The organism is Nocardia sp. NBC_01009 (assembly GCF_045208035.1).
In the GTDB taxonomy this organism is placed as follows: Bacteria; Actinomycetota; Actinomycetes; order Mycobacteriales; family Mycobacteriaceae; genus Nocardia.
Genome location: NZ_CP108695.1, coordinates 1,025,848 through 1,038,128 on the forward strand (window position 1 = coordinate 1,025,848; position 12,281 = coordinate 1,038,128).

General features: G+C 66.0%; 9 protein-coding genes. 6 read left to right on the forward strand and 3 right to left on the reverse strand.

Going from position 1 to position 12,281, the window contains the following annotated elements; genetic code table 11:
* Positions 1-305 precede the first annotated feature (305 nt).
* The 6 genes from OHA42_RS04665 (at position 306) to OHA42_RS04690 (ending at position 8,655) form a co-directional block, all read left to right on the forward strand.
* Positions 306-4,019 (forward strand): murein biosynthesis integral membrane protein MurJ, encoded by a 3,714-nt coding sequence (locus tag OHA42_RS04665; protein WP_406239094.1) that lies wholly within the window; start codon positions 306-308, stop codon positions 4,017-4,019.
* A gap of 311 nt (positions 4,020-4,330) precedes the next feature.
* The gene (sigM, locus tag OHA42_RS04670; RefSeq protein ID WP_406234840.1) at positions 4,331-4,915 is read left to right on the forward strand and encodes an RNA polymerase sigma factor SigM; all 585 of its coding nucleotides are present in this window, start codon (positions 4,331-4,333) and stop codon (positions 4,913-4,915) included.
* Between the two features lie 101 nt (positions 4,916-5,016).
* A complete protein-coding gene (locus tag OHA42_RS04675; protein WP_406234842.1) occupies positions 5,017-5,826 on the forward strand; it encodes a hypothetical protein in 810 nt (269 codons plus the stop codon).
* Positions 5,827-5,923: 97 nt separating this feature from the next.
* The gene (gene trxB, locus OHA42_RS04680) at positions 5,924-6,910 is read left to right on the forward strand and encodes a thioredoxin-disulfide reductase (RefSeq protein WP_406234844.1); all 987 of its coding nucleotides are present in this window, start codon (positions 5,924-5,926) and stop codon (positions 6,908-6,910) included.
* Positions 6,911-6,944: 34 nt separating this feature from the next.
* The gene (gene trxA / locus OHA42_RS04685) at positions 6,945-7,277 is read left to right on the forward strand and encodes a thioredoxin (RefSeq protein ID WP_328407721.1); all 333 of its coding nucleotides are present in this window, start codon (positions 6,945-6,947) and stop codon (positions 7,275-7,277) included.
* 181 nt (positions 7,278-7,458) lie between these two features.
* A complete protein-coding gene (locus OHA42_RS04690) occupies positions 7,459-8,655 on the forward strand; it encodes an N-acetylmuramoyl-L-alanine amidase (RefSeq protein WP_406234845.1) in 1,197 nt (398 codons plus the stop codon).
* A 79-nt stretch (positions 8,656-8,734) separates the two neighbouring features.
* Here the strand turns inward: OHA42_RS04690 and OHA42_RS04695 are convergent, their stop codons facing one another.
* From OHA42_RS04695 to OHA42_RS04705, 3 genes are all read right to left on the reverse strand, one after another.
* Entirely contained in the window at positions 8,735-9,466 is a 732-nt protein-coding gene (locus OHA42_RS04695) for a GNAT family N-acetyltransferase (protein ID WP_406239095.1), read from the reverse strand.
* A 251-nt stretch (positions 9,467-9,717) separates the two neighbouring features.
* Positions 9,718-10,731 carry a ParB/RepB/Spo0J family partition protein gene (locus OHA42_RS04700; RefSeq protein WP_406234847.1) on the reverse strand — a complete coding sequence of 338 codons (1,014 nt, stop codon included), beginning with the start codon at positions 10,729-10,731 and terminating at the stop codon, positions 9,718-9,720.
* A gap of 57 nt (positions 10,732-10,788) precedes the next feature.
* On the reverse strand, positions 10,789-11,796 hold the full coding sequence (locus OHA42_RS04705; protein ID WP_406234849.1) for a ParA family protein: 1,008 nt from the start codon (positions 11,794-11,796) through the stop codon (positions 10,789-10,791).
* Between the last annotated feature and the right edge of the window lie 485 nt (positions 11,797-12,281).

Below are 12,281 nucleotides of genomic sequence, written 5' to 3' on the forward strand. Positions count from 1 at the left end.
CACCGCCCTCCGGCCCGATACCGCGACAGCCGGGCCCGCCGCAGCGCCCTGTGCCACGCCCGCATCCGGGTCAGCGCCAGTACCCGGTGCCGCCGGGTAACGCGGTGCCACCCGCGGGGCCGAGTCAGGCCCGCCCGGTGCCGCCGAACCAGGGACGTCCCGGACCGGCCCAGCCCAACCGGGTGCCACCGGAACGTTTCGCACCGCCACCGGCGCGGCCGCAGCCGTACCCACCGCAACAGCGGCAACAACCGCCTGCGCCGCCCCAGCGCATCACGGCGGACAACCGCCCGACCACTCGCGAGATGGCGGCCCAGAGCAACCACGCGACGGATGCCCAGGAACCGAAGCAGAGCGCGAACTCACGCCTGCTGCGCGATTCCGGTTCGATCGCGTTCGCCACGCTGGTCAGTCGCATCACCGGGTTCGGCAAGCAGTTGCTGCTGCTCACCGTGCTCGGCCCGGCCATCGCCAGCTCGTTCACCTCCGCGAGCCTGATCCCGAACATGATCACCGAGCTGGTGCTCGGCGCAGTGCTCACGGCCATGGTGGTGCCGACGCTGGTCCGTGCCGAACAGGAGGACGCCGACGGCGGCACCGCCTTCGTCCGGCGACTGGTGACCGCCGCGTTCACGGTGCTCGCCGCGGCCGCGCTGCTCGCTACCGCGGCCGCACCGATCCTGGCGACCCATGTCTTCGTGTCCTCCGACGGCAAGGTCAACACCGCGCTGACGACGGCGCTGACCTTCCTGCTGCTGCCCGCGATCCTGTTCTACGGCATGTCGGCGCTTTTCACCGCGATTCTGAACACCCGCCAGGTATTCAAACCCGGTGCGTGGGCGCCGGTGCTGAACAACCTCGTAGTCCTCGTTGCCCTAGGTCTGTATGCGCTGACGCCGGGGGAAATCACCCTGAACCCGGTGCGGATGAGCGATCCGAAACTGCTCGTGCTCGGGTGCGGCGTCACGCTCGGCGTGATCACCCAGGCCGTGAGTCTGTTGCCCGCGATCCGCAGAGAAGGCATCGACCTGCGGCCACTGTGGGGCGTCGACGCCAGGCTCAAGCAGTTCGGCACCATGGGCGGCGCGATCATCCTGTACGTCCTGATCAGCCAGGTCGGCCTGATTTTCGCCAACAACATCTCCTCGCACGCCGATGAGGCGGGTCCGGCGATCTACTCGCAGGCCTGGCTGCTGCTGCAGCTGCCCTACGGCATTCTCGGCGTCACGCTGCTCACCGCGATCATGCCGCGCTTGAGCCGCAACGCCGCCGCGAACGACACACCGGCTGTTGTGGACGACCTCTCGGTCGCCACCAGGCTGACGATGATCGCCCTGATCCCGGTGGTCACCTTTCTCACGCTGGCCGGCCCACAGGTGGGCGAGGGGCTTTTCGGCTACGCGCGCTTCGCCGAGGATGCCTCCCGCCTCGGCCACGCGGTGAGTTGGTCGGCCTTCGCACTGATTCCGTATTCGCTGGTGTTGATTCACCTGCGCGTGTTCTATGCCAGGGAGCAGGCCTGGACGCCGACCTGGATCATCCTCGGCATCACCGGCGTAAAGATCCTGTTCTCGGCGCTGGCGCCGGTGGTAGCGAGCAGTAGCGACGAGGTCGTCATCGTGCTCGGTGTCGCCACCGGCCTCGGTTTCACCGCGGGCGCGGTGATCGGCGGCTATCTGCTGCACCGCAGCCTCGGCGATCTGCGCATGGCCAATGTCAGCCGGACGGTGACCCGCGTGGTGCTGGCTTCGGTCGCGGGCGGCGCGGTCATGCTGATCGTGGACAAGGTGCTCGGCCTGGATCGGTTGTCGGGCGGTATCGGCTCGCTCATCCGCGTCGCGGTGTCGGCGATCGTGATGTTCGCGGTGGCGTTCGGGTTGATGCGCCTGGCCGGAATTCCGGAAATCGTCGGAATCACCGTGGCGATCTCGCGGCGGCTCGGCCTCACGCCGCCTGCCCCCGACCTCGATCTGGACAGCCCGGTCGAGGACATCTACGCCACGCAGGTGTTCCGCAGGCCTGATCCGTATGCCTACCCACAATTCGACCCGTACATGGATGCCCAGACCATGGTGCTACCCGTGATCAGAGGCGATGCTGTTGACCTCACCAGCAAGGGTGAGTTCCCGTACCCTGTTCGGCAGAGAAGCACAAGTGGCGAATTCGCCGGAACCTCGACATATCAGGGCGAAGGAGGACCGAGGGTGAGCGACGACGCGGCAGTGGGCGGCGGCGTCCCGGCCGCCGATTCTTCTGCGGCCACGGCAGGCGGGCTCTCCACAGACGTCCCGCCGAACGCCGGGGATGCGTCGGATCCTGCATACGCGAACCAGGAGGCCGACACCGGTCCTCCTGATCGCGATTCGGGACCGGCACCGGGCGAAGGCAAGTTCCACGCACCAGAACGTGATCCGATGTACGACACCGGCATGATTCCGATCCCGCCCCAATTGCCGCCCATGGGCGGTGATCCGAGCGGTCGTCGAACGCCGCGCGGACCCAAGCTGATTCCCGGCGCCTCGGTCGCCGGCGGACGCTACCGGTTGCTGGCCGGCCACGGCGGTTCCCGCGGGCTCAAGTTCTGGCAGGCCCTCGACATCAAGCTCGACCGAGAGGTTGCGCTGACGTTCGTCGACGCCGATCAGAAGGCGAGCGAGAATTCCGGTCATGACGGCCCGCAGGCGATTCTGTCGCGCACGCTGCGGCTCGGCCGGATCAACTCACCCGGTCTAGCGCGGGTCCTCGACGTGGTGCGCGGCAGCTCCGGCGGCATCGTGGTGGCCGAGTGGACACCGGGCCGCTCACTGCGTGAGATGGCCGAGACCGTACCGTCGCCGATCGGCGCGGCCCGAGCGGTCCGTGCTCTGGCCTCGGCCGCCGAACTCGCCCATCGGGGCGGCGGCTCGCTATCGATCGATCATCCGGATCGGATTCGGATCAGCGCATCCGGCGACGCGGTGCTCGCATTCCCGGGCACCCTGGGCGATTCCGACGCGCAATCGGACGTGCGCGGTCTCGGCGCCATGCTCTATGCGCTGATCACGGCACGCTGGCCGATCCGTTCCGGCGGTGTCACCGGCGCCGCCGCGACGATCGGTGGTCTACGGTTGGCCGATTTCGGCCCCGACGGCACTCCGATCGAGCCGAGGCAGATCCGGCCCGAGGTGCCGTTCGAGATCTCGGCGGTCGCGGTGCGCTCGCTGGAATCGAACAAGGGTGTCCGCACTGCCGCGACCGTGCAGCACGTGCTCGAACAGGCGTCGGTGGTCGATCAGAAGACCGACTTCATCCCGGTGCTCCGGCTCGGTCAGCGCCCGCCGAGCGGTGTCGAGGAATCGCTGGCCGATCCCGAGCTGCTCGCCGCGGAACGGGAGCGTTCGCAGCGGATGATGTGGATCATGGTCGGGCTCGGCATCCTGGCCGCGCTCGTCGTCGGCATCGTGATCTGGTGGATGGTCAGCGTCTTCGCGCCGGGCGCGTCCGAAGCGCCGCTCAACGAGCAACGCAATATCGGTCTGACCACGAACAGTTCACCCGCGCCCGCACCCACGCCGGGGTCGAATCCGACCCCGGCAGGCGGCGTTCCCCTTGCGGTCACCCGGGTGTCGGTCTTCTCTCCGGAAGGCACGCCCGACGGCGTCAGCAGTGCGGCGGCGGTGCTCGATCACGATCCCGCCACCCTCTGGCGGACCGATCAGTACTTCCAGCAGTTCCCGGCCCTCAAGAAGGGGATCGGGCTGATGGCCACGCTACCGAGCCCGGCGAAGCTGACGAATGTGTCGATCACTTCGCCGAGCCCGGGCACCGCGGTCGAAATCCGCACGTCGCCGACCGCGTCGCCGACGCTCGACCAGACCCAGCTGATCGGCTCCGCGCGATTGTCCGACGGCGACACCGAGATTCCGGTGCGCACCGACCAATCCGCTCGCTATGTGCTCGTCTGGATCACCGGACTCGGCAACTCCGGTGCCCAGTTCCAGACCTCGATCGCCGAGATTCGTTTCGACGCCGCGCCCTAGCTACCCTTCGCCGCTCGCCGCACGTGTCCGCACCGTGCCGCCGCTGAGTGGTGTTCCGGCCTTGCGCCGCAGGCTTTCTTGCCGCCCTCTGCGTCCCGATCAGTCTGGTTGCTGCCGAATCATGACTGACGATATGATTCATTCCGCGCTCTCAGCAGGGGAGCTTCCCGGGTTCTGGTGTTTCGATCCTGGATGCTGCGAAATCTTCGGTTAACGGTCGCCCGTGTCCGTTTGCCACCGTGAGCGCTGTCCGAGGGGTTGGCTTTTTGTCCGAACTGAACGACGAGTCCCGTGGGGGGAGATCGCAACCGGTGGCGTATCGCGAACGCTCGTTCATACCCGGTGAGCTGACCGACATCGAACTGCTTCATGCCCATGCCCGTGGCCAGCGGCATGCCTTCGCCGAACTGCTGTGCAGGCACAACGACCACCTCTGGCAGACCGCGTTGCGCACGTCCTACACGCGTGAAGACGCGGCCGACTGCCTCCAGGACGCATTGCTCTCGGCCCACCGCACCGCTGCGTCGTTCCGTGCAGAGGCAGAGGTGCGCAGCTGGTTGCATGCGATCGTGGTCAACGCCTGCCTGGACCGGATCCGGCGCAACAAGACCCGGCGCGCGATCTCGCTGTCGCCGGAGAACATGCCGGAACCGCGTGATGAGCGCGACAATATGGCCGAACTGGAGATGTCGCTCGTCATCGACCGTGCGCTGTTCTCGCTCCCGCCTGACCAGCGCACGGCGCTCGTCGCGATCGACCTGGAGGGGTATAGCGTGGCGGAAGCGTCCGCGATGCTCGGGGTTCCGGAGGGCACGATCAAGAGCCGGTGTGCCCGCGCCCGGCAGCGACTACAAGAACGCTTGGAATTTCTCCGGGATCCGGGGAACCGGAAGTAGCCGAGATGCGTCATTAACAGTGACGAACCGCTAGACGATGTACTTGCAGTCCCCCGCGTGGGCGGTGGGATCCCACGTCAGATGAGAGAACCGGAGGTGCCATGGCGACCCGTTCCGTACCGCAGCCTCCGTTCTCGACCGAACTCCTCGCCGATCTCCATGCCGAGAACGTCGCGCCGGAGCTGGGGGAGCAATTGTGGCCCGAGGTCCGACGCGACCCCGACGCGCTGCGGTATCTGCACTCGCTCGACGAGGTGAGCGCGCAGCTGCGCACCCTCGGCCAGGACGACCACGTCATCCATGCCATGCCTGCCGATATCGCCGCTCGGCTGGAACAGTTCGTCGATGGACTCGTCTTCGACGAGGAGCCCACCGAGCAGGTGGCGACCATCCACCAGCTGCCGTCCGCGGCCGCTCCCGAATCCGTGGACGCCCCAGCGGTTTCCGATCTGGATGCGCAACCACCCAGCGTCGCCGCACCGATCTCCCTGGACGAACGGCGCGGTCGCAGACTCCGCTGGCTCGCCGCGGCGGCGGCCGCCGCCGCGGTCGTGGCCTGCGCCGCCGTGGCGGTGTCGACGTTCGGCGGCCGTGAGGTCGCCCCGACCGCCCAGCCGACCACCGGCAATGTCGAACTCGGTGACGATCTGAATGCCACCGCGGCGCTCGCCGCGCTCGGCCGCCACGACGTCACCGGCGCACTGGGCAGCCAGGCCGCCCTGAACCGCTGCGTGCACGCCAACGGCCTCGACCGCACCATCCTCGGCTCGACCAACACCACGTTCCATGGCCAGGCCTCGGTGCTGATCCTGCTCACCGGCCCCCGCCCGCACAAGATCACCGCACTGGTCGTCGGGATCGGTTGCACCACCGACGATCCACAACAACTCGCCCGCACCGACATCGGGTGACGCGGTCGAGGCGTCCACCACACCCTGGCCCGGGAACAACAACGTTTAGGCTGTTGTTGACCGACACGTCCCAAGATTTCTCCCTCGGAAGGGTCACATGAGCACGCCAGTTCGCGACTTGATCATCGTCGGCTCCGGACCCGCCGGCTACACGGCCGCCGTCTACGCCGCCCGCGCCGAGCTCCAGCCGCTGCTGTTCGAGGGCACCCAGTTCGGCGGCGCACTGATGACGACCACCGAGGTCGAGAACTTCCCCGGCTTCCGTGACGGCATCATGGGCCCGGACCTCATGGAAGAGATGCGCGAGCAGGCCAAGCGGTTCGGCGCCGACATCCGCACCGAGGACGTGGACGCGATCGACCTGAGCGGACCGGTCAAGACCGTGACCGTCGGCGACGAGACGCACCAGGCCTACGCCGTGATCCTCGCCATGGGTTCGGCTGCGCGCTACCTCAACGTGCCCGGTGAGCAGAAGCTGCTCGGCCGCGGTGTGAGCGCCTGCGCCACCTGTGACGGCTTCTTCTTCAAGGGCCAGGACATCGTCGTGGCCGGCGGTGGCGACTCCGCGATGGAGGAGGCCACCTTCCTGACCAAGTTCGCCGCGAGCGTGACCATCGTGCACCGCCGCGAAGAGTTCCGTGCCTCACGCATCATGCTCGAGCGTGCCAAGGCCAACGAGAAGATCAAGTTCGTGCTCAACGCCGAGGTGGCCGCCGTCAACGGCGACACCAGTGTGACGAGCCTGACGCTGCGCGACACCCGCACCGGTGAGACCTCGGAGCTCGCCGCTACCGGTCTGTTCGTGGCGATCGGCCACGACCCGCGCAGCGAACTGGTCAAGGGCCAGGTCGAACTCGACGGCGAGGGCTACGTCCAGGTGCTGCACCCGTCGACGGCAACCAAGGTGCCCGGCGTTTTCGCCGCGGGCGACCTGGTCGACCACACCTACCGGCAGGCGATCACCGCCGCGGGCACCGGCTGCCGTGCGGCGATCGACGCCGAGCGCTGGCTCGCCGACCAGGGCGACATCACGTCCAACACGCTGGACCATGCCGGCAGCCCGGTTGTCGTCTCCGCCAACTGATCTCATCACTTTTTCCACCGCAAGGAGATAACCCATGTCCAAGAGTGCCAATACGGTCACTGTCACCGACGCGTCATTCGCCGATGACGTGCTGCTCAGCGAGAAGCCGGTGCTCGTGGACTTCTGGGCCGACTGGTGCGGTCCGTGCAAGATGGTTGCCCCAGTGCTGGAGGAGATCGCGGGCGCGCACGCGGACAAGCTGACCATCGCCAAGTTGGATGTGGACGCCAACCCGGGCACCGCCCGCGATTATCAGATCCTTTCGCTCCCAACTATGATGCTGTTTTCCGGCGGTAAGCCGGTCAAGCAAATCGTGGGAGCCAAGGGCAAAGCCGCCCTGTTGCGCGAACTCGACGGCGTCATCTGACGCGAAATCGAGTCCCCAAAGGCCGCCGTTATCCAACGGCGCGCCGTTAGGATGCCTGGAACCCGGGAATTGTCGAATTCCCGTCCGGGTCTGAGACAATCGACCGACCTCCGGTCGTGCGAGGGTGTATGCCGTCGCATGAGTGGGTACCCGGGTTGACGGAAGGAAAGGGCTCTCACGCATGCACCGACTTCGTCACGGCGATACCGGTCCAGCCGTCGCCGAGGTTCGGAGCACCCTGGCAAGTCTCGGGTTTCTGCACGCTCACGCCGTCGGCACCGATCACGCCGATGCGCGCGAGTATTGGAAGGACACCGACGCCTCCTTCGACCGTCAGCTGGATTCCGCGGTTCGCGCCTTTCAGCAGCACCGCGGACTGTTGGTCGACGGCATCGTCGGGCCGGCCACCTATCGAGCCCTCAAAGAGGCGTCCTACCGCCTCGGTGCCCGCACCCTGATCTATCAACTGTCCGCACCGCTCTACGGTGACGATGTGGCAACCCTGCAGCGCAGGCTGCAGGACCTCGGTTTCTACGTGCATCGGGTCGACGGCTACTTCGGCCCGCATACCCACGAAGGCCTGACCGCGTTCCAGCGGGAGATCGGGCTGTCCGCCGATGGCATCTGTGGGCCGGACACGCTGCGGTCACTGGAACTGCTCGGTGCGCGCGTCACCGGCGGCAATCCACATCGCATCGCCGAGGAAGAAGTGGTGCACCGGGCCGGGCCACAGCTCACCGGCAAGCGCATCGTCATCGATCCCGGTCTCGGAGGTCAGGACAAGGGCCACGCGGTCCCCACAGAGTACGGCGACGTCTACGAGTCGGAGATCCTGTGGGATCTGGCCAGTCGGCTGGAGGGTCGCATGGCCGCCACCGGTATGGAGACGTTCTTGTCCCGGCCGTGGGGCGCCAACCCTTCCGATGCCGAACGGGCCGAGACCTCCAACGCTTTCGACGCCGATCTGATGATCTCGCTGCGCTGTGCGATCAACCCGAGTCCCTCGGCGAACGGGGTGGCGAGCTTCCATTTCGGTAACTCGCACGGCTCCGTGTCGATGATCGGTCAGGTGCTGGCCGGCTTCATTCAGCGCGAGGTCGTCGCACGAACGTCGTTGCAGGACTGTCGACTTCACGCCCGAACATGGGATCTGTTGCGGCTGACCAAGATGCCGACCGTGCAGGTCGATATCGGCTATCTCACCAACGAATACGACGCGACGGTGCTCACCAACCCGCGGATGCGTGACGTGATCGCCGAAGCCATCCTGATTTCGGTGAAACGGCTGTATCTGCTCGGTCAAGACGATCAGCCAACGGGCACATACACTTTCGCCGAACTGCTGGCCGAGGAGTTGGCTGCGGCCGACCGCATGTAGTGCGACTCGAACTCCGAAAACACCTACGCCCCCGCCGACTTCGGTCAGCGGGGGCGTAGTCTTCTGTGCCGTCGGCAGGCTAGGGCGCACCGATCCGGAAGGGGACCGTCAGCGCCGCCGCCGCGAGCAGTTGATCGAGGGCCCGCTCCACATCTTCTTTCCAGCCGTGATCGGAGTCGAGCTCGAGACGCAGTCGCGGGAACCGGTGATGCGGGGCGATCACCTCGAAGCCGACCTCCTCGAGGAAGTCCGCGTCGATCATGCACGTTTCCGGCGAGCATATGGTGGCCGCGGTCGCCGAGCCCGAATCACGGACCGGTGAGCCGATCCGCTCCATCAAGGTCATCGAACCGAGCGATCGATCCGACATCGCCTTGGTCGGGGGATCGGTGCGAATACCGAAGGCCTCCAGCGCTCGAACACCGCGGCGCACCAGATCCGCCACCACGGCCGAGATGAGCCGGTGGGCTATGTCGGCATCCGAATAAGGGAATTCGGCGCTCAGCGTGGTCAGCAGGACCGCGTCCGGGCTTACCGGTGACGTGGGGAAGAGAGCGGCACGCGGCACAGCGCTGGGTGGCGAATACAACGCGCAACCCGCCACGTTGCCATTCACGTTGGCCACCTGGCCGCACGAACCCCATTCCAGCATCACCGTCGAGAGCCAGGCCTCCTTCTCGAAGACCGGATCGCTGAACTCCCGAGAGTTCTCCGCGACAGCGGGATCGATCTCCCAGAACACACAGCGCCGTGCATGTGTGGGGAGCTTGTCCAGTCCGCCGAGGGTAAGTGCTGTGACGCTGGTCGACACCGCTCTACTCAGCCTCCAGCCGTCCGATTCATCCACGCTCACGCCGCATCAGTACTTGCTCGCCAGCAAGAATAAGCGATCAACGAGATCCCGCCTCATTCCACGTCACTGTGCTATTGGTCAGGAGCAGTGCGCCGGTCCCACCGAGGGTCACGCCGACGCCGCATCCCTCTATTTTCCGCGCCGTCACTGTGACGTTTCGGCGCCAGACCCGTACTTATCGGAAACACGGGGCCATTTCGCCACTTTCGTCACGCGCCGAGCTGCTGTTGCTCCATCATGCCGACAATCCGCTCGAGGTCTTCGACCGAACCGAACTCGACAACAATCTTGCCCTTGCGCTTGCCGAGACTCACCGTGACCCGAGTATCGAACGATTCCGACAACCGCTCGGCAACGTCCTGCAGACCCGGCATGTGGATCGGCTTGCGTCGGGGAGCGGTCGGGGCCGCGGCGTCCGGATCGCGATTCGCGAGTGTGACAGCTTCTTCGGTGGCACGGACCGACAACCCCTCGGCGACGATGCGCGCGGCAAGAACCTCTTGGGCGTCCGCTCCGGCCTCGAGACCGAGCAGGGCACGAGCATGTCCCGCCGACAACACGCCGGCCGCTACCCGCCGCTGCACAGGGATCGGCAGCTTCAGCAGACGGATCATGTTCGTCACGACCGGTCGGGACCGGCCGATTCGCGATGCCAATTCCTCGTGGGTGACATCGAACTCTTCGAGCAACTGCTGATAGGCCGCCGCCTCTTCGAGCGGGTTGAGCTGCACCCGATGGATGTTCTCCAACAGTGCGTCGCGCAGCATGGATTCGTCGGCGGTCTCGCGGACGATCGCCGGAATCGTCGTCAAGCCGGCCTGTTGGCAGGCCCGCCAGCGCCGCTCGCCCATGACGATCTGGTACCGGTCCACCGCGGGCTCGACCCGACGCACCACGATCGGTTGCATAAGACCGAACTCGCGAATGGAGTGCACCAGCTCGGCGAGTGCCTCTTCTTCGAAGACATGCCGCGGCTGCTTGGGATTCGGCTCGATCTGCTCAGGGCTGATCTCGCGATAGATCGCACCGCCGGAGGAGGAGAGCTCCTCCTCGGTCGGATCGGGGACCCGATGGAGGAATGCGGAAGCCGGTTGCGGGCCGATCGGATCGAGACCGATGACCACATTCGCCGCGGCACTGCCGAGACCCGGTGTGGCCGCCGGCCCCGTCGGGATCAACGCGGCAAGACCGCGTCCTAGCCCACCCTTCTTCGCCTGAGTCATCGGTCTACCGATCCCTTCTCTGTTCGCCACCACGCCAGTCCAACCGACCGCTACGGGTCATTGCGCGCCTGCTGCCCCACGTCGGGGCACCGCACGCGCCGCCATCTCACGACCAGCATCGAGATAGCTCATCGCACCCCGGGAGCCTGGATCATAATCGAGCACCGTCATTCCGTAGCCCGGTGCTTCGGAGACCTTCACACTGCGCGGGATCACCGACCGCAGCACCACGTCGCCGAAGTGTCCACGCACCTCCTCCGCGACCTGGTCGGCCAGCTTGGTGCGGCCGTCGTACATCGTGAGAACCACGGTGGAGACGTGCAATTCGGGATTGAGATGCGCCTGCACCAAGCCGATATTGCGGAGCAGCTGACCGACACCTTCCAGCGCGTAGTACTCGCACTGGATCGGGATCAGCACCTCTTTGGCCGCGACCATCGCATTGACGGTGAGCAGACCGAGGGACGGCGGGCAGTCGATCATCACGTAGTCGATGTCGTACCCCGCGATATTGGCTTCCTGGATCGCGGCTTTGAGTCGACCCTCCCGAGCCACCATCGACACCAGCTCGATCTCCGCACCGGCAAGATCGATCGTGGCCGGGATGCAGAGCAGGCGCGGACTGTGCGGGCTTTGCTGAATCGCGTCCTTGACCGAGATCTCACCGATCAGCAGTTCATAACTCGAGGGGACACCCGAGTGATGCTCGACGCCGAGGGCGGTGCTTGCGTTGCCCTGCGGATCGAGGTCGATCACGAGAACTGTCATCCCTTGGTGCGCAAGGGCGGCCGCGAGGTTGACCGCTGTCGTCGTCTTACCGACGCCACCCTTCTGATTGGCAATGGTGATGATGCGCTGCTCGTGCGGTTTCGGCACTGTCACCTTTCCTGGATGCAATATCTGACTGGCGCGTTGCGCTTCGGCCGCGATCGGGGTCTCACTGGCGGAGATGTGCCCGAACGGTGTGCTTCCGAAGGCCTCCGCATCGAGATTGCTGGAGTCCAGCAATCCCGGCACGCGCGACGTAGTTTCCCGTGAAACATTCGCCGGACCACCGCTCGACATAGAAAGCTCCTAACGCGAGAACCTCAGATGACGACCCCCGACGAACGTCGGCGCCGTGTCATCAATAGCTGTGTCGGATCGAACATGATGCTCAATCGGAACCGCGGCGCCCGATCGACCGAGCGGAGCTCTCGCCGCTGTGACACCCTCCGTGGCACCAACGCTCACGCCCGACGGTGACTAGCTTGCCAGCACCGAGCGTGATTAGAAAGCTGAATCGCGGCAACGCACAAAGGACACGCAAATCTGCGGCGATTCTCCCTGGCGCGGTCGAGATTTCGACCACCCGAGCCGATGTTTCACATGAAACGTGATGCCGAATCCGAACTTCCGCGCCAGTCGATCGGACGCACCAACGCGCCGTCAGCCGGTTCGGATGGGCCTGAATCCTGCTGACACCGTTGGCGGCGCCCATCTCCGCCCGCCACTACGACAGCCGTGCGATCCGTCACGCCGCTCGGCTGGACGCAGATCTCGTTGCACCC

Coding starts and splice junctions, on each gene's coding strand:
- OHA42_RS04665 (WP_406239094.1), top strand. CDS start 306: ATGGCGGCCCAGAGCAACCACGCGACGGATGCCCAGGAACCGAAGCAG.
- OHA42_RS04675 (WP_406234842.1), top strand. CDS start 5,017: ATGGCGACCCGTTCCGTACCGCAGCCTCCGTTCTCGACCGAACTCCTC.
- trxB (WP_406234844.1), top strand. CDS start 5,924: ATGAGCACGCCAGTTCGCGACTTGATCATCGTCGGCTCCGGACCCGCC.
- trxA (WP_328407721.1), top strand. CDS start 6,945: ATGTCCAAGAGTGCCAATACGGTCACTGTCACCGACGCGTCATTCGCC.
- OHA42_RS04690 (WP_406234845.1), top strand. CDS start 7,459: ATGCACCGACTTCGTCACGGCGATACCGGTCCAGCCGTCGCCGAGGTT.
- OHA42_RS04700 (WP_406234847.1), bottom strand. CDS start 10,731: ATGACTCAGGCGAAGAAGGGTGGGCTAGGACGCGGTCTTGCCGCGTTG.
- OHA42_RS04705 (WP_406234849.1), bottom strand. CDS start 11,796: ATGTCGAGCGGTGGTCCGGCGAATGTTTCACGGGAAACTACGTCGCGC.